Origin of the sequence: Pedobacter sp. FW305-3-2-15-E-R2A2 (assembly GCF_038446955.1) — a bacterium.
Lineage (GTDB): Bacteria > Bacteroidota > Bacteroidia > Sphingobacteriales > Sphingobacteriaceae > Pedobacter.
Genome location: NZ_CP151803.1, coordinates 5219639 through 5237846, shown reverse-complemented (window position 1 = coordinate 5237846; position 18208 = coordinate 5219639). Strand labels below are relative to the sequence as shown.

Sequence of the window (18208 nt, the reverse complement as noted above, 5' to 3'; positions counted from 1 at the left end):
CCCCAATCTCAGTTCAATCACCTAAATTTTAGTTATATAACTTAATTTTAGTTGTGAAACTTATTATTTAGTTATACCTTGCCCACATGGAAGATCTAACAAAAAACGAAGAGCGCATCATGCGCATTATCTGGGACTTAAAGTCTGGCTTTGTGAAAGACATCATCAGCAAGATGCCCGAAAATCCAAAACCACCTTACAACACCATTTCCTCGATTGTGAGGTTATTGGTAAAGAAAGGGTACCTCAGTTTTAAAGCTTATGGAAAAACCTATGAGTATTTTCCTTTGATCACAAAGGCAGCTTATAGAAAACAAAGTTTTAAAAACCTCTTCAGCAATTACTTCGACGATTCTGCGGAATCGATCTTGTCCTATATCGTTAAAGAAGAGCAGCTTTCTGCCGAGGACATCAAAAAATTAATGGACAGCATCGATAAAAAATAACGACATGGAGCTCTTTAGTTATCTGCTGAAAGCCGCGCTCTGTATGGCTTTCTTTTACCTGCCCAACCGCTTGCTCTTTAAAAAACTCAGTTTTTATAATTTGTACCGGTCTTATATACTGATCGCCATCGGTTGCAGCCTGGTCATTCCGCTTTTGCAGCTGCCATCAGGTGCTATCGTTTCCAGTCCGGTTGCTCAGCTTTCTGCTGTCATCGGGAACCAGAAGGAGACATTAGACAGCTTTCTGATTAAGCCCATCGCTTCCCCTGCATTTAACCTTGGAAACTATATCCTGATGATGTATTGCTCGGTTGCTTTATTAATGCTGATAAAGTTAGGCCTTAACCTCTTCAAAATTATACAAAGCGCTTGGCGCTATGGCGAAAAAGTGAATGGAAACAGGTTGGTCTACAACCGTTATCCTAAAAGTGCTTCTTTTTTCAATGTTATTTTTCTAAACAATACCGGATTATCTGAGGAGGATGAGCAAAAGATCATTGCCCATGAGCGCTTGCATATTGCGTTTAAACATAGCGCTGATATCTTATTCCTGGAGCTGCTGAAATGCATCTTTTGGTTTAATCCTTTTATATACCTGTTCAAAAAAGACTTGCAGGAAGTACACGAATATCAGGTAGACCAGGTGTTGGTGACCAGGTTTAATCCTAAGGATTATGCGAAGTTACTGGTCCGTTTGTCTGCTCAGGGCAATACAAAACTCTTGCATCAGTTCAGTTCAAATGAACTGGAGGAGCGGATCTCAAGAATGTTTAACCGGGAAACTGTCCGGTTGAAGAAATTAAGCTACCTTTTAGCCATTCCTGTCATCTTTATTCCGGGGTACTTTCTATCCGCGCAGCACAGCTACGCTTTTCCTAAAAACAATAATAAACTTCCATTTACGCTGGTCATCGATGCAGGGCATGGCGGCACAGAGCCGGGCGCACTGTATCAGGGCCGGACAGAAAAATATTATACCCTGCTGATGGCTAAAAAGATTGCCGCAATAGCTACCCAAAGGGGGATAAGGGTACTGCTCACGAGGACGGACGACGGGAATTTGAAACTGGCATCGAGAATAAAAAGAAAAGGTGACCTCTTCATTTCTCTCCATGTAAAAGGAGCTGATGAAACGCTGGAAAGAACCCGTTCAGGTCTGGACATCATCATCAGCGAAGAGAATAAAGAATATAAAAAGTCCGAAAACTTTGCCCGCATTCTTCAGCACAACTTTAAACAGCTGGACGAAATTAAAACAACAGAGGTCGCAGGGAGTACCCGCAATTATATCCTTAGGAATTGCCCTTCTGCAGCAGTACTGATTGAGTTGGGCTGTATCTCAAATGAAAATGACATCAAGTATATATCCAGTCCACAGGGACAGGAAGAAATTGCCGGAAAAATTATAGATGCCATCAGGTCTTACCATGATTAGGACTCTTGGCTGCGGCTTGCTCTTTGTGGTTTTAGTAAAAATAAGCCATGCCCAGGTATCGCCGGGTAAAACAGATACCGCAAAGACCGCTAAGCCAAAGGAGTTGAAAGAAGTAACCATCACGACCAAAAGGCCTTTACTGAAACAAATGATAGACCGGACGGTGGTCAATATCTCCGATTTGCTTTCCAATGAGGGAGCCAATGCGGTTGATGCTTTAAATAGTGCCCCAGGGGTGATGATCGAAGACAATGGCAGCATCAGCATTAAAGGGAAAACCGGAGCAACGATCCTCATCAACGACAAGCCAACCCATCTCTCTGCAGCAGACCTGATGAATTATTTAAAGAGCCTTCCCGCCGGAACGCTGGACCGGATAGAGATCATGTCTAATCCTCCCGCCCGCTACAGTGCTTCAGGTACCTCAGGACTGATCAACATCATTACCAAAAAGAACCGTCAGGAAGGTTTCAATGGGAGTGTGACCCTGGGATATGGCCGTGGTAGAGAACTGAAAACGAACAATAGCCTCCTGCTGAACTACAAACTAAAAGAACTGAACTTTTTTGCAATGGCCGGATATTCCAGGCTCAATAATTATTTTGAGGTAGTGCGACAAAGGAATTATTCAAATCCCAACCCGGAGCTTCAATATGGTCTTCGTCAGGGAAATTATGAAAGGAACAGCAAAACAAGTTATCATTACCGCTTAGGTCTGGATTATGACCTGAGTAAAAATACCACCCTCGGACTGGTTTTCAATGGTTTTGTGAGCCCTTATCAGGAACGCGGTGATTACACGAGTCAGTTTAAAACCTTCCATCCAGATCAGGATTCCTTGCTGGTCTCACAAAGTGATTTAACCATCCGGTCTTTGAACAAAACCTTTGGCCTGAGCTTCCTTCGGAAATTACCGGGAAAAGGGAATGAGCTGAGTGCAAACCTGGATTACCTGAATTATCAGATCTCTTCCGATCAGTTGTCTCAGACAGAGACCTACCTTCCGGATCATTCCCTCAAAGAAAAATACATCTTACGATCTCAAAACCCTTTTGAAACCAGTATTTACAGCGCAAAAGTAGACTATAGCACTAAAGATTTTCCTCTGGACCTGGATGCCGGCCTGCAATCCACCTTATCAAACAGATACAATCAGGGACGCTATTTTAACCTGTCGGATGGTAAGTCAACAAGTGTAGAGGCGCTGAATAACCAGTTCAAATACCGGGAAAATATCAATGCAGCTTACCTGTCTGTCCATAAGAAATGGACCTTATGGACTTTGAAAGCCGGAATAAGGGCCGAACAAACCATCGCGGCTGTGCAATCGCCCTTAGCGGAAGCTTTGTCACCTCGGGATCTCCATTATTTAAGCATTTTCCCGACCTTTTACGCTGCTTATAAACTGGACAGTACGACTTTAAATTCTTTAAATTTTTCTATTGGCAGGAGAATCAGCCGTCCGGACTATCAAAGTTTAAATCCTTCCATATTCTTTTTCGACAGAAATACTTCCAACAGAGGAAATCCATTGTTAAAACCAGATTATGCGACCAATATAGACGTAAATTATACGCATTTGGGAAAACATGTATTCGGACTGAGCTTTAGCAGTGTCCGTGACCAGCTCACCCAGGTTTACCAGCAAATCGGAGGTTCTTTTGCATTGATACCGGTTAATATTAACAGGCTGAGGAGTTACGGATTGAATCTCACGAGTGCGCTGCAAATTGCCGATTGGTGTACTTCCAACCTCTATGGAGAACTGGTGCATACCAAATATACCGGACAGATATTCCAGGAGGAATTTCTGGACAATAGCGGCACGGCGCTCCGGCTGTCTGGAAATGTCCGGTTTAAGCTGAACAGTTCCCTGGATGCTGAACTGAGCGGGATGTACCGCGGAGAAAGAATATTAGGGCAGGGGATTTATAAACCCGGCGGACTGATCAATCTGGCGATACAGAAAAAGATCTTTGGTAAAAACGGAACCCTATCCTTTACCGCGAGGGATGTCTTTCATACCTGGTCGTTAAGAAGGGAACTTTCCATCCCTTCTGTTGAGGTAAAATTCAAAAATATAAATGATACCAGACAATTCATTTGCTCTTTCAGCTATCGTTTTGGAAAATCATCCGGCAATCGGGATAGAAAAAACGGAATACAAACTGAAGCGGAAAGGGCAGGAGCAAATTAAGCTTTACTGCGGTAAGGTATGATCTTTCCGTTTTTGAAGGTAAGCTGTAAGGTCTGAGTGGAACCACGACTTTGTTTTTGCCATTTAGGCGATGCTTTAATCGCCCTCAATACTTCATTTCTAACAGGTTTGGGCAGTTGCTCGGTAAGTCCGATATGGCTAAAGCTACCATCCTTGTTTACCCTAAATGATGCAATTAATCTGCCATTGATGGATTTAGGCACTTTACAATTCAGAACGAGGTATTCATGCAGGGAAATTAATTCAGCATCTTCTACCACCCTGGGCGCTACGAATCCCAAAACAGGCATTCTGTCCTGGTCGGGCTCGGTGACTTTCTTTACCACCTTACCCATCAGTGCCTCTTGTGCATTTGCTTTTTGTCCGGCAGCTCCGAAACCAATAAAGACCATGGCGGCAATTGCCCATCTTTTCCAAACCGATTTTTGGGATGGTGCTGCAGGGACAAGTTGATCGTTGGTAAACCTGCCGCAAACATTGTTGTTGTTTTCCTGCATGATCTGAATAAAGTAAGCTGCTTTTTTATCGGTTAAATCGTAAACCTTCTTTTGGCAAACCCCGCAAAACCGGCCATCACCTTCGGCTTTCATTTCTTCCCATTTCTCTTCACATTTGAAACTCAGACTGGCACCATTGATCCGCTCTTCCATAATTTTATGATTTAGAATGTAGATGCATAAAATTTAGAATTTCCATATCAGGACATTTTTTTATTTAAATACATCTATATATCTAGGTATATTGATACATAGAATATGCTTATCCTGCTGGCATTTGGGGACGCAACTTAAATTAATTGAGCTTTTAATCGCTGAAATGAATATAAGTTTACATTTTTGCTGAAATACTCAATTGCCATTATTAAATCAATACCACATACATTGAAACAAGTAGACGAAAAATCTGAACTGCAAAAACCTGAGGAGCAAAAACTGGTAAGAGGTTTGCAAAACAGACATATTCAGTTAATTGCCCTTGGCGGTGCCATAGGAACGGGCTTATTTTTAGGCATCGGGCCGGCAGCAGTGCTTGCCGGGCCTTCTGTTATTTTAGGATATACTTTAGCAGGGATCATCGCCTTCTTTATCATGCGCCAGCTGGGCGAGATGGTAGTGGAAGAACCGGTATCAGGAAGTTTTAGTCATTTTGCTTATAAATATTGGGGCTCATTCGCCGGCTTTGCCTCTGGCTGGAATTACTGGGTGCTGTATATCCTCGTGAGCATGTCGGAATTAACCGCCATTGGAATTTATGTGCATTTCTGGTGGCCTGAAATTCCTTTATGGTCTTCAAGTCTTTTCTTCTTTCTGACCATTAATGCCTTAAACCTGACTTCAGTCAAGGTCTATGGGGAAGTGGAATTCTGGTTCTCCATTGTTAAAGTCGTGGCGATTATTGCCATGATCCTTTTTGGTATTTACCTGCTGCTGAGTGGAACCGGTGGAGAGAAAGCAAGCATCCAAAATCTTTGGAATGATGGCGGTTTCTTTGCAAAAGGATGGTTTAGTGCTGATGGAAAAGGTGGATTTGAAGGCTTATTCGCCGCCATTACGCTGATCATGTTCTCTTTCGGCGGATTGGAATTAATCGGAATCACCGCTGCGGAAGCAGAAAATCCGGAGAAAACAATCCCAAAAGCAACCAATCAGGTGATCTATCGCATCCTGATTTTTTATGTAGGTGCATTGGTGATCTTGTTCTCCTTATCGCCATGGAAAAGCATCACCACAGACAGCAGTCCCTTTGTCATGGTTTTTGAAAGCTTAAAAGGTTTTCAGTTTGACCTTTTCGGGAAGACGATTTATTTTACAAGTATCATTGCCAATGTGTTGAATCTGATCGTTTTAACGGCAGCATTGTCGGTGTATAACAGCTGTGTATACAGTAACAGCCGGATGCTTTTTGGCTTGGCAGAACAGGGGAATGCACCGGCTTTTCTAAAGAAACTGAATAAGAACCATGTACCTATAAAAGCCATCCTGGTCTCCAGTATTTTTGCCGCCATTTGTATCGTCGTGAATAAACTGATCCCGGAAAAAGCATTGGGAATCCTGATGTCATTGGTGGTTTCTTCTTTGATGATCAATTGGTTAATGATCAGTATCACCCATTTGAAATTTAGAAAAAGTAAAAGAGAAGAACAGATTAAAACCAAATTCCCTTCTTTTATCTATCCATTGTCGAACTACATCTGTCTGATTTTCCTGATTGGAATTTTAGTGATCATGTGGCTCACCGGGATGAAGGTTTCTGTTGAGCTGATCCCGGGATGGATCCTGCTTTTATACGTTTGTTACCTGCTGGTGAAAAGAAATAAAAAACAACAAGCATAAAACATTTCCTTGAGGAAGATACTCAGCCTGCACTTTACAAGTTAAAGTGCAGGCTTTTTTTATGGGCGTTTGGAAGCGTGCTGGGATGCGGGTGGTATCAAGTTGTACTTCGGTTGTATGGCCTTAGTAAGCCGGTTGTGTTGTGTTAACCCTGTGGTCGTACCGTGGTTTGTATCAGGTAAGTATTGTCTCCGTATTTAAGAAGTGTTGATAGGGCCTTGACTGGTCTATAGCCCTCTCAAAGGCGCTTATTCGCATGTTGCTCTCCTTATTAAATCCTACCTGATACAAACCACGGTACGACCACAGTATCTCCGCAGCGATACCACGGTACAACCATCGCACAACCACAGTGCTGCCACTATACAACCGAAGTACAAAGCAATACAACCGCTTTATAAATTCAGGTTAAATAATTAAATTATTGATGTTGTTGTTTGATGGAATTTGCTGTATATTAGATTAAAACAATTAATTTATTAAATATGGCATTATCTCCTTACGGCCCTCATGGCCCAGTCATAGGTAAAATAGGAAACCTGGTTTCTTATATCTTAAACGGACAAGTGGTAACGCGGACCATCGGTCACAAAAGCAACAAACACAGTAAAAACCAGTTGGCCAATTATCAGTCAATGGCGGTGACAATGGAACTGTTAAGTCCTATGCTCCCTTTCATCAATTCCAGTTTTGAAATTGAAGCAAGGGGCACCGTTAAAAATCAACACAACCTGGCCACTTCTTACAATAAAAAACAGGCTTTAACGGGCGAATACCCCAACATCAGGGTAGATTATAGTAAGGTGGTACTCAGTTATGGTGATTTAGCGATTGCAGAAAATCTTAAAATGGTTAAAACGGATACCGGCTTGCAGATCAGTTGGGATACCGAAGGCGGACTGGCACATGATATGGTGATGATCCTGGTTTGTCATCCGCAAAGAGCGCAGGTGAGCAGCAGCATCAATGCCTGTCGCAGGGATGCAGGGACTTATTTTGTAAAACTTAATGAGGAAGACCTGGAGCAGCAATTGGAAACCTATATCTGCTTTAAATCGGCCAATGGAAAGCAGATTTCCAACAGCGTGTACCTGGGAAACCTCAACGGAGCGGTAGAAAATGAGCAGGAAAAAGAAGAAAGGGAAAAATATACGCTTGTAAAAGCCAGGTTTGACCAGGTTGCTACAGATTATCTATGGATGCTGGAGCTGGACCATGGAAGGCTGACCAGCACCAAAGCCTTCAGGGTTCTTGAAAAAGAATACAACGTACTCAAACAGAAACTGGAACACATGCCGGGAAAGCCCGGTTAACCTAAAATGTATTAACCGGTACTCAATTCCCATCAATAAGTATCACAATTCTATCGTTAAGTACTGCAATTCTCATCAGTAAGTACTAACCCGCTGCGTCAAGATTAACCGTAGAAATGGTGATCTGTTCCAGTTTTAACTTTGCATCAAAGGCAAGGTGGACATAATATTTCCCTTTTTTTACCTTTAAGATGAAACTGCTTGTTTCCCCGGGATTGTCCTCAGGATTGATCTTTTGTTTTTCCAGAATACTGGATTTGAATTTCGTTTCACAGTCTTTTAAGCTGCTGCCATTCAGGATCAGGTCATAAGGTAAACCGCTTAAAACCCTTCCTTTAGTTGTTTTTAGAAAAACAGTGGAACAGCTTTTATCTGCTCCCACAAAACCGGAAAAATGAATTCCGCTGAGGGGCTTCCAGGTATAATCATCACCAAACATTTCATCATTGGTAACCACAGGTTTTACCTTAAGGGCCTCATTAATTTTCTGAATCTGGATAGGAAGGGGCATTGCACCGTCTTTAGACAGGAGGTTTTTTATCCCTGCGTCTTTTTGGGCAATACAGTTAAACGTGAGCAATAGGAGAAAGGCAGATAGGAAGATTTTATTCATCATCGTTTCTATTTCTGACATCAAAATTGATACCATGTTGTATAAAAAAATTCTCACATCTGTGAAACGGAATGAGAAAATTCCACAAGCGACTTCACAATTGGTTTTAAGGCCATTTATACCCTGCAATTAGTTAGTAAATTCATCTTGTAATATTTAATCAAACATTTACATGTGTTTAATTTAAATTGTATTTTATGAATCTAAAACTTGTAGTGTGTTACTTAATGGTAATAACATTAAGTAGCTGTTCGAGACAAAGAAATTTAGTCTATTTCAGTGATCTGGATTCTAAAACCGGACCCTATTCAAAGATCTTGAATAACGGAGAACCAACTATTCTTCAGAACGATATCCTGTCTGTTACCGTAAATAGCACGAGTCCGGAATCCAATGTTTTGTTCGCTTCACAACCGGTCAATCAAACCGTAAATGGAGTGTATGAACGGGAAGGTTATCGGGTAAACGAAGTCGGAACGATTAAATTTCCGGTACTGGGACAAGTTCCGGTGCAGGGGCTGACGATCAGCCAGGCACAGAACCTGATTGAATCCCAACTCAACAAGTACGTCAAGAATGCAATTGTCAATATCAAATTCCTCAATTTCAGGGTAACGGTTATCGGAGAGGTCAACCATCCTTCCACCTTTACCGTAAGCAATGAAAAGATCAATCTGCTGGAGGCTTTGGGGCTGGCCGGTGACATGACGGCTTACGGCAAAAGAGAAAATGTCCTCCTGATCAGGGAAGTAGAAGGGAAGCGCATTATGGAACGCATCAACCTGAACCGTCAGGACGTCCTGAGTTCTCCTTATTTCTACCTCAAGCAAAACGATGTGATTTATGTAGAGCCCGATAAGGCCAAATCAGTGGAGGTGAGTAACAACAACAGGTTAATGCCTTTAGTAGTAGCAACGATCTCTGCAGTGGCGGTATTAGTGGCCACGGTTTTAAAATAGCATTAAGTTCATTTCTTAAATCTATTGCCATGCCTTACAATAAACAAATTCCGATCAATAATCCCGGCATCATCGCAGAGGGAATGAAATATGTAAAATATTGGTATTTCTTTGCCCTCGCGCTGATCTTAAGCCTGGGAGCCGCCTGGTTATACCTGCAAACTACAGTGTCAAAATACAAAGTAAGCAGCACCTTACTTGTTCAGGACGATGCAAAAGGAGATGGATTGTTAAAAGGAACGGCATTTAGCGACCTGAATATGTTCAGAAGTTCTAAAACGGTGATTGATGAAATGGAAGTGATGCGCTCCCGGGATTTAATCCATGGCGTATTGAAAGACCTGAAAATGGACGTCAGCTATTTTTATGAATTGCCGCTAAAAAAACGGGAATTATATGGGAATACCTTGCCGGTAAATGTACTCCTGAACAGAAACAATAACCAGGCCTACCTTCAAAAACTAAGCCTGACCATCATCAACGACCGTCAGTTTATTTTAAATGAGAATGGGAAAAGGACGATTTACAATTTTGGTTATCCCGTTTCCCGTCCGCAATTTAACATGACCGTTGTTAAAGGTCCTGCATTTAGCATCTCCGATAAGGTCATTCATTTCCGGTTTGTCGACCTGGAACAACTCGCGCAGGCCTATAGTACAGCAGGCCTAACGGTTCTTCCGGTGATCAAAGATGCAAATACCGTAGTCTTGAGTCTGTTGGATGCCATCCCTCAACGCGGGATTGACATCTTGAATGCACTGATCTCCAGATACAATATGGAAAACGTCAACAACAAAAACATCATGGCTTTAAATACCATTAAGTTCATCGATGGCAAATTGAAATTTCTAACCAAAAACTTATCGGGGGTAGAGCAGGATGTAGAGAATTATAAAAGAGACAACAGAATCACAGAACTGAGTGCTGATGCGCAGATGAACCTGCAATCTTCCGGGAGTTACAACGAGCAGCTGGCTTCGAGTGAGGTGCAGCTGAGCCTGGTACAGTCGCTCATTAGTTACCTGAAAGGGGGAGATGGTGCTTTTGAACTGGTGCCAACTACATTGGGACTGAAAGACCCTACTTTACAAAACCTAACAGATAAATACAATAACCTGCAGATTGAAAGAGAACGGCTGCTGCGGAACAACAGCGTCAGCAACCCATTGGTGGTTAGCCTCACCGAGCAGCTGACCGGGCTTAAAAGAAGCCTGCTGGAAAACCTCACGATGATCAGAAGAGGACTGACGCTGGAAAGAAACAAGCTGAGCAGCAAAACTTCTCAATTTGAAAACAGGTTAAGTCATGTTCCGGTGATGGAACGCGGGCTTCTGGAAAGAAGCCGGGAGCAAAGTGTGAAAACAACGCTTTACCAGTATCTGCTGCAAAAAAGAGAAGAAACAGAACTTTCTTTATCGGCTACGATTCCCACTTCCAAGCTCATCGACAGACCAGCTTATAATCCGATTCCTGCTAAACCTAAAGTACAGTTGATTTATATGCTGAGCATGATGGCAGGCCTGACGATTCCGTTTTCTGTCATCTATCTGAAAGATAAACTCAACAGAAAAGTGAAAGATATTTATGATGTGGAATACATCGCCATGAACGGGAAAATTTTGGGCGAACTGAGTCATAAAGCCATTGGAGAATCGATTGTGGTGCATAAGAACCAAAGCAATACCATTTCTGAACTCTTCAGGTACATCCGCTCCAACCTGCATTTTATGGACATGAATCTGCACAATAAGGTGTTGCTGGTAACCTCTACTTCAAAAGGAGAGGGGAAAACCTTTTTCAGCATTAACCTGGGCATTACGCTGTCCTTAATTGATAAAAAGGTGGTCATCCTGGAGTTCGACCTGCGTAAACCAGACCTGCTCAATAATATGAACCTGCAGGGTAAAACGGGTTTATCAGATTACCTGAAATCCGATCAGCTCCGGGTAGATGACCTGCTGATCAAAGCACCTCAGTCTGACCACCTCTTTGTGATTGGATGTGGTGAAATTTCAGACAGCCCTTCAGAGATTCTCATGAGCCCTAAACTTGAAATTCTGTTTAGGGAACTTCGGGAGCGGTTCGACTATGTAATTGTCGATACTTCGCCTGTTGGGCATGTCGCAGATGCTTTTACCATTGCAACATTTGCCGATTCCAGTATTTACCTGGTGAGGTACAATTATACCCATAAAGAAGACCTGGCCATATTCGAAGAGATCTGTGAAAATGGCCGGCTTAAAAATCCAATGATCGTATTTAATGATGCAGGTAAGGGAAATAAAAATACCTATAGATATGGCAGATATGCTTATTCTGCCTAGATAGAAAATAAGGTTAAAACAGCGGTTGATATAGTGAAAGACCGGGAATCAAGCCCGGTAGATTAAAAAAATAAAGGGGGGACGCAGAGATTTTCTTAAAGACAGGAAACATCATGTAAGTGAGGAGGCGAAGCCGTATAAAACCCTCAATCTATTAACATTTCTCAAAATAAAACTATGGAAAGTCTATCCGCACTCAGGGTCAATGTACCCAAAAAATGGTTTGTCATCTATACCCGTCCAAGATGGGAAAAGAAAGTTGATGAACTGCTTAAGCTCCAGGGGATCATCAGTTACTGCCCCCTGAAAAGAGTGAAGCACAAATGGGCGGATAGAATGAAAGAAGTGGAATTGCCGCTATTCAACTCTTATGTATTTGTCTACATCGATCCAAGGGAAGAACTCAAAGTAAGGAGCACTTTAGGGGTGATGAATTTTGTGTATTACATGGGTAAACCTGCACAGGTAAGAGAGGTGGTGATGGAGGAGCTAAAGAGGTGTATGGAGACCTTTTCCGATGTAGAAGTGATGGACCTTCAGCATATGGAGGTTGGCGACCGGGTGATGATTAAAGAAGGATTGATGAACCATAAAGAAGGGCAGATCATTAAACTCAGACAAAAAAGCGTGGTTGTGGTCATTGATAGCCTGAACTGTGCGCTGTTAACGAATGTAAACATCGAAGATCTTGAACTCATTAACTGAAATAAGATGGTAACTCAAGTGCTTAAAGGACTTAAAATTGGAATCGTCGGTCTCGGATATGTAGGTTTACCATTGGCGGTGGCCTTCGCCGGAAAATATAAGGTATTTGGCTTTGATTCCAATGCAGAGCGAATCGCCGAGCTGAAAATGTGGTACGATCATACGCTGGAGATCGAAGCGGAAGAACTGATGAAGACCATCACGAACGATTGCAGCACTTTAACAGGCTTGTTTTGTACCAATGAATTGGAAATGCTTAGGAAATGTAATGTCTATATCGTTACCGTTCCCACACCGGTGGATAAGAACAACCGCCCGGATATGACGCCGCTCCTGAAGGCGAGCAAAACAATAGGCCGCGTTTTGAAGAAAAATGATACGGTGATTTATGAATCTACGGTATATCCGGGGGCTACAGAAGAAGAATGTGTTCCGGTGCTGGAAAAAGTATCGGGATTGAAGTTCAATACTGATTTTTTTGTCGGCTATTCGCCGGAAAGGATCAATCCCGGAGATAAAGAGCATACGGTCACTCATATTTTAAAGATCACCTCCGGTTCTACACCTGAGGCGGCCGAGATGATCAATAACTTGTATGGTTCGGTGATTTTGGCGGGAACCTATAAAGCATCCTCTATAAAGGTCGCCGAAGCGGCCAAAGTAATTGAGAATGCACAGCGCGACATCAACATTGCTTTCGTCAATGAACTGGCCATGATTTTCAATAGACTGGGAATCGATACCAGCGAAGTACTGAAGGCTGCGGGAACGAAATGGAATTTCATGAAATTTCAACCGGGCCTGGTAGGCGGACATTGCATCGGAGTAGATCCTTATTATCTCGCACAAAAAGCACAGGAACAGGGCTATTATCCGGAAATCATCCTGGCGGGAAGACGGATCAACGACCGCATGGGGATTTACATTGCCGATGAGCTGGTGAAACGCATCGTCGCCTCCAGAAAAATGGTCGATTGCAAAGTGCTGATCCTTGGCTTCACCTTTAAAGAGAACTGTCCTGATGTGAGAAATACCAAAGTCATAGACATCGTCAGAAGGCTCAGGGAATACAACATACAGGTGGTGATCCATGATCCCTGGGCAGATCCGGCACAGGTGGAACGTGAATATGGCGTGATTTGTCAGAATGGAGAATCGAAAACGAGAAAATATGATGCCATCATCCTCGCCGTAGCACACCGTAAATTCAGGGATATCGACATTTCGGCTATGTGTAACGCGCAAACCATCGTCTATGATTTAAAGTCTTTATTGCCGGATAAACTGGTCAATATGCGCTTGTAACCTGCCAAATATATTATGGTACGCTTAAAAGAACTGGATGTTTTAAGGGGAATTGCAGCGATTAATGTCGTCCTGTTCCATTATACCGCTAAATTCAGGTTGAATTTCGGTCATGATTACCCCCAGAAATACGATTGGAATATCGGCCAGTACGGTGTAGAACTGTTCTTTATCATTAGCGGCTTTGTGATTTTTATGTCCCTTCAGGGGAAAACAACAATCGGGGATTTTGCTTATAAACGCTTTTCAAGATTGTATCCGACCTATTGGATTTGTATGACCCTTACTTTCCTGATCGTCGGTCTGGCTCAGGACCCTAAAATTGAAAGTCAGTCGCCGGCAGGATTCCTGATGAACCTGACGATGTTTCAGGGGGTGTTCAATGTTAAAAATATAGATGGCGTATACTGGTCGCTGATTCCTGAATTGTTTTTTTACATCAGCATGGGGCTGTTGTTCCAGCTGGGATGGTTAACGAAAGTCCGGACCATCGCCATCGTCTGGTTGAGCTTAATGATCGGCAACAGCTTGTTTAAATTACCTTTTGGGGCCTATTTTCTGAACCTTCAATATGGCATGTTCTTCCTGGCGGGGATTCTTTTTTACCAGATCAAATTTGCGAAAGGAGATTGGCATGAGCATCTTTTAATCGGCTTCTGCTTTCTTGCAGCAGTATTGGAACACCCGGGAATGACCCTCTTTTATGTGTTTGTCTTCATCTTTCTGCTGTTCTATTTATTTGTATACAACCAACTTCAAATCCTAACCTGGAAACCGTTTATATTTCTCGGTTATATCTCTTATCCCTTGTACCTCCTTCATCAGCATATCGGGTTTGTCTGGATGAGGATCATGGGACGATACATTCCTGATGAATACCTCCTCATCGCCATCACCATTGTGCTGATCGTTATTATAGCATGGCTGGTCACGAGGTTTTTAGAAAAGCCAATCCTTCATTTTTTAAGAAATCTAAGGGTTCAGGGACAGGGATACGCCAATGCCTTGCAAAAACAAAAATAACTTAACGGCCATTCGGAGCGGTACAGATCATCATCATGAGCTTAAAAAAAGAGACCTTATCAGGATTGATCTGGACGTTTACACAGCAATTCAGTGTACAGCTGATCAGTTTCTGCATGACCATTGTTCTGGCAAGGATTTTAATGCCTGCGGAATTCGGGCTGATCGCGATGCTGACGATATTCATTGCCATAGGGAATTCCCTTTTGGACGGCGGACTGGCATCCTCCCTGATCCGGTCGGCAGACCTTACACAGGATGATTATTCTACGGTGTTTTATTTTAACCTGACCGGAAGTATCCTGATTTACGGTTTGGTCTATCTGATTGCACCCCTGGTTGCTGCTTTTTATCAGCAGGATGTGCTGACCTTAATTTTAAGGATCTACGCGCTTGATTTTATCCTGAATGCCTTTTTCAGCGTACAGAATGCAAGGTTAATCAAGGAGATGAAGTTCAAGGTTCAGATGCTGATTCAAATTCCTTCCGTATTGGCAGGCGGATTATTGGGCGTGTTTCTCGCTTTAAAAGGATATGGGGTCTGGAGCCTGGTGTGGATGGGACTGTTTCAGTCTTTTTTATCGACGATCATGCATTGGCTCTATTCCGGATGGGTGCCGGACCTAACCTTTAGCATGGCTTGTTTTAAAAAGCATTTTCATTTTGGATATAAAATGACCCTCACGGGGCTCCTCGATATTCTGTACAAAAACATATATGTGTTGATTATTGGTAAATACTATTCTGCGGTGCAACTTGGCTTTTACTCGAGGGCAGAATCGGTCAGCCAACTACCGGTCACCAATATTTCGGCAGTGATCAATAAGGTGACCTATCCCATGTTTTCTAAAATTGTAGACGACGATGAAAAATTGAAATGGGTGTACAAAAAGCTGATGCAGCAGCTGCTTTTCTGGAACACTCCGGTGTTGATCCTACTCGCTGTCATCGCTGAACCCTTTTTTAACTTCCTGCTCAGCAGCAAATGGCTGCCGGCAGTACCTTACTTTCAAATCCTTTGTTTCGCAGGCATCATGTATCCATTACATGCTTATAATTTGAATATCCTGAAAGTAAAAGGGCGCAGCGACCTGATCCTGAAGCTGGAATCCTTTAAGAAGGGAATTTGTGTGGTCGGGATTTTATGTGCGATCCCCTTCGGGATCTATGGGCTGCTTTATTTTCAATTGCTTTTCAATTTCATCGGATATTATATCAACTCTTTTTACAGTGGCAAAATGATCAACTATTCTATCCCGGAGCAAATGGCGGATGCCGCTCCGATTATCGGAAATTCCTTTCTTGCGGGGATACTTTGCTATCTAGGCGATCTATACTTCCTGAAACCACTTTTCTTATTTGACCTCAGCAGAATCCTGATCGACGGTTCCTTCTTTTTGATCATTTATCTCGCTGGAAGCAGCCTCTTCAGGCTTGCCGCAATTCATGATTTTAAACAATTAATCCTAAAAAGATGATACCTGTAACCAAACCCTTTCTCCCTGGAATTCAAGAATTTGAATCGTACATGAGCAGTATTTGGGAGCGACAATGGCTCACCAACAATGGACCATTGGTGAATGAATTGGAACTGAAACTGAAGAATTACCTGAACATCAAACATTTGCTCTATGTTTCGAACGGCACCATGGCCTTGCAGATCGCGATCAAAGCACTGGATTTAAAAGGGGAAATTATTACCACGCCCTTTTCCTTTGTGGCGACCACAAACAGCATTGTATGGGAAGGTTGTACACCTGTATTTGTAGACATTGACGGAGAAACGTTTAACATTGATCCCGCTAAGATTGAAGCCGCCATCACCCCGAAAACTTCTGCGATTCTGGCCACGCATGTCTACGGCAATCCCTGCGATATCGATGCGATTCAGAAAATTGCAGACCAGTATTCCCTGAAAGTAATTTTTGATGCGGCACATTGCTTTGGAACGAAATACAAAAACAAATCGGTCTTCGAGTATGGGGACATCAGCACCACGAGCTTTCATGCCACCAAGCTTTTTCATACAATTGAAGGAGGGGCAGTATTTACCAAATGTCCGGATCTACTGAAAAAGATGGCATTGATGAGGAATTTTGGCCATAATGGTCCGGACGAATTTGCGGAACTCGGCATCAACGGGAAGAACTGTGAATTCCATGCCGCAATGGGCTTGTGTAACCTTAAACAGGTAGATGATATTCTGGATAAAAGAAGACTGCTTTCCTTTTATTACTGGAAAGCGCTGAGCCCGCTGAAAGCAAAATACCCTAAACTCAATGAAGACCTGGACTATAACTATGCTTATTTTCCGGTACTGTTTGAAAGCGCTGAACTGATGTTGAGCTGCCTGAAAGCTTTGGAGAATGAAAAGATTTATTGCAGAAGGTATTTCTATCCGCCACTTTCCAGTCTGCCTTTTCTTGCCCCGGCTTATATGCCTGTCTGTGAATCTGTGGCTTCCAGAATTATGTGCCTGCCACTTTACCATACCTTAACTTCCAGCGATCTGGACCTGATTACCCGGGTCATTCTCCGGGTTCAGAATTATGGTCAGCCGGAACCTTCAGAGAAAATTAACGCGCCGATTGAAGCATTACACCCTGCATTAACCATCGCCCAGAATGGGGCAGCTCATTAGTTTTCGCGCTAAACATAACCTTCTTATGATGAATACTAAACCTGAGATCATGGTGAGCGTATGCTGCATCACCTATAATCATGAACAATATATTGCCGGGGCGCTGGACAGTTTTCTGATGCAGCAAACCAGTTTTGAATTTGAAATTCTCGTTGGAGAAGATTGCTCTAAAGATGGTACAAGAGCGGTGATTCAGGAATATGTAGACCGGTATCCCGGCCGCATCAGACTTGTATCCCATGAAAGCAATATTGGAGCGATCAGAAATCAGGTGGACGTGATTACCAAAGCCAAAGGGAAATACATCGCCCTTTGCGATGGAGACGACTTTTGGACGGACCAAAGGAAACTGCAAAAACAGGTGGATTTTTTAGAGGCCAATCCGGACTACGTGATCTGTTGCCACCATACCAAAGTCATCAATGAGCATGACGAAATCGTTTACCTCAAGGAAAACCGGGTTAATATGGAGTTCGGCTATCAGGATGTCCTGCTGGGAAAAAGAGAAGAAACGAGAATTTGCTCGCTCATGATCCGGAACATCGATGCGGTAAGGTCAGTAGGGCAACAAGCCTGGTATTTCGATACCTACGGAACGGATACACTTTTCAAGCTTTATGCAGTTGCCAATACGGGCAAGAAAATATTTGTATTGCCGGATGTTATGGCTTGTTACCGCTTGCATACGGGAGGAATTTGGAGCATGATCGACTCCCGGATCAGGAAGAGAAGAATGGTCAGTGATTTCAACCTGACCATCAGGAATTTTAAGTATTCCGGATTGATGAAAAAGGAATTGCTCAAAATTTATATCCGCCAGTATTTTCTGTTTGACCTGAGAAACCGGGAGATCAATAATGCAATGAACACGATTATGAACTTATTATAATACC

At 42.7% G+C, this 18208-nt stretch carries 15 protein-coding genes; 13 read left to right on the top strand and 2 right to left on the bottom strand.

All coding sequences use genetic code 11. The features are described from left to right. Nucleotides 1-86: 86 nt before the first annotated feature. From AAFF35_RS21145 to AAFF35_RS21135, 3 genes are read left to right on the top strand one after another with little or no spacing between them, the layout of a single operon-like run. Complete coding sequence (locus tag AAFF35_RS21145; protein ID WP_342328524.1) at nucleotides 87-446, top strand: BlaI/MecI/CopY family transcriptional regulator; 360 nt, start codon at nucleotides 87-89, stop codon at nucleotides 444-446. A 4-nt stretch (nucleotides 447-450) separates the two neighbouring features. Further along, complete coding sequence (locus AAFF35_RS21140) at nucleotides 451-1881, top strand: N-acetylmuramoyl-L-alanine amidase (RefSeq protein WP_342328523.1); 1431 nt, start codon at nucleotides 451-453, stop codon at nucleotides 1879-1881. Next, a complete protein-coding gene (locus AAFF35_RS21135) occupies nucleotides 1874-4078 on the top strand; it encodes an outer membrane beta-barrel protein (protein WP_342328522.1) in 2205 nt (734 codons plus the stop codon). The genes AAFF35_RS21140 and AAFF35_RS21135 overlap by 8 nt, the downstream gene beginning before the upstream one ends. Here the strand turns inward: AAFF35_RS21135 and AAFF35_RS21130 are convergent. Further along, nucleotides 4075-4749 (bottom strand): hypothetical protein, encoded by a 675-nt coding sequence (locus AAFF35_RS21130; protein ID WP_342328521.1) that lies wholly within the window; start codon nucleotides 4747-4749, stop codon nucleotides 4075-4077. The two genes, AAFF35_RS21135 and AAFF35_RS21130, sit on opposite strands and share 4 nt — an antisense overlap. Before the next feature lie 231 nt (nucleotides 4750-4980). Between AAFF35_RS21130 and AAFF35_RS21125 the strand changes: the two genes are divergently transcribed. Together AAFF35_RS21125 and AAFF35_RS21120 are read left to right on the top strand one after the other, a co-directional pair. Next, complete coding sequence (locus AAFF35_RS21125) at nucleotides 4981-6432, top strand: amino acid permease (RefSeq protein WP_342328520.1); 1452 nt, start codon at nucleotides 4981-4983, stop codon at nucleotides 6430-6432. Between the two features lie 485 nt (nucleotides 6433-6917). After that, nucleotides 6918-7745, top strand: a complete 828-nt coding sequence (locus tag AAFF35_RS21120) for a DUF6266 family protein (protein ID WP_342328519.1) — start codon at nucleotides 6918-6920, stop codon at nucleotides 7743-7745. A gap of 85 nt (nucleotides 7746-7830) precedes the next feature. Here AAFF35_RS21120 and AAFF35_RS21115 read toward each other — a convergent pair whose 3' ends face one another. Further along, nucleotides 7831-8361 (bottom strand): hypothetical protein, encoded by a 531-nt coding sequence (locus AAFF35_RS21115; protein ID WP_342328518.1) that lies wholly within the window; start codon nucleotides 8359-8361, stop codon nucleotides 7831-7833. 314 nt (nucleotides 8362-8675) lie between these two features. On the opposite strand from AAFF35_RS21115, the gene AAFF35_RS21110 reads away from it, so the two are divergent. The 8 genes from AAFF35_RS21110 (at nucleotide 8676) to AAFF35_RS21075 (ending at nucleotide 18204) form a co-directional block, all read left to right on the top strand. After that, nucleotides 8676-9317 carry a polysaccharide biosynthesis/export family protein gene (locus tag AAFF35_RS21110; RefSeq protein ID WP_342328517.1) on the top strand — a complete coding sequence of 214 codons (642 nt, stop codon included), beginning with the start codon at nucleotides 8676-8678 and terminating at the stop codon, nucleotides 9315-9317. 29 nt (nucleotides 9318-9346) lie between these two features. Further along, the gene (locus AAFF35_RS21105; RefSeq protein ID WP_342328516.1) at nucleotides 9347-11641 is read left to right on the top strand and encodes a polysaccharide biosynthesis tyrosine autokinase; all 2295 of its coding nucleotides are present in this window, start codon (nucleotides 9347-9349) and stop codon (nucleotides 11639-11641) included. A 177-nt stretch (nucleotides 11642-11818) separates the two neighbouring features. Then, entirely contained in the window at nucleotides 11819-12346 is a 528-nt protein-coding gene (locus AAFF35_RS21100; RefSeq protein WP_342328515.1) for a UpxY family transcription antiterminator, read from the top strand. A gap of 6 nt (nucleotides 12347-12352) precedes the next feature. Further along, nucleotides 12353-13651, top strand: coding sequence for a nucleotide sugar dehydrogenase (locus tag AAFF35_RS21095; protein WP_342328514.1), 1299 nt, complete (start codon nucleotides 12353-12355; stop codon nucleotides 13649-13651). A 15-nt stretch (nucleotides 13652-13666) separates the two neighbouring features. Beyond that, the gene (locus AAFF35_RS21090) at nucleotides 13667-14674 is read left to right on the top strand and encodes an acyltransferase (RefSeq protein WP_342328513.1); all 1008 of its coding nucleotides are present in this window, start codon (nucleotides 13667-13669) and stop codon (nucleotides 14672-14674) included. Nucleotides 14675-14709: 35 nt separating this feature from the next. Continuing rightward, nucleotides 14710-16152, top strand: coding sequence for a lipopolysaccharide biosynthesis protein (locus tag AAFF35_RS21085; RefSeq protein ID WP_342328512.1), 1443 nt, complete (start codon nucleotides 14710-14712; stop codon nucleotides 16150-16152). After that, nucleotides 16149-17315, top strand: coding sequence for a DegT/DnrJ/EryC1/StrS family aminotransferase (locus AAFF35_RS21080; protein ID WP_342328511.1), 1167 nt, complete (start codon nucleotides 16149-16151; stop codon nucleotides 17313-17315). Before AAFF35_RS21085 ends, AAFF35_RS21080 begins: the two co-directional genes overlap by 4 nt. Nucleotides 17316-17340: 25 nt before the next feature. Then, a complete protein-coding gene (locus AAFF35_RS21075) occupies nucleotides 17341-18204 on the top strand; it encodes a glycosyltransferase (RefSeq protein WP_342328510.1) in 864 nt (287 codons plus the stop codon). Nucleotides 18205-18208 lie beyond the last annotated feature (4 nt).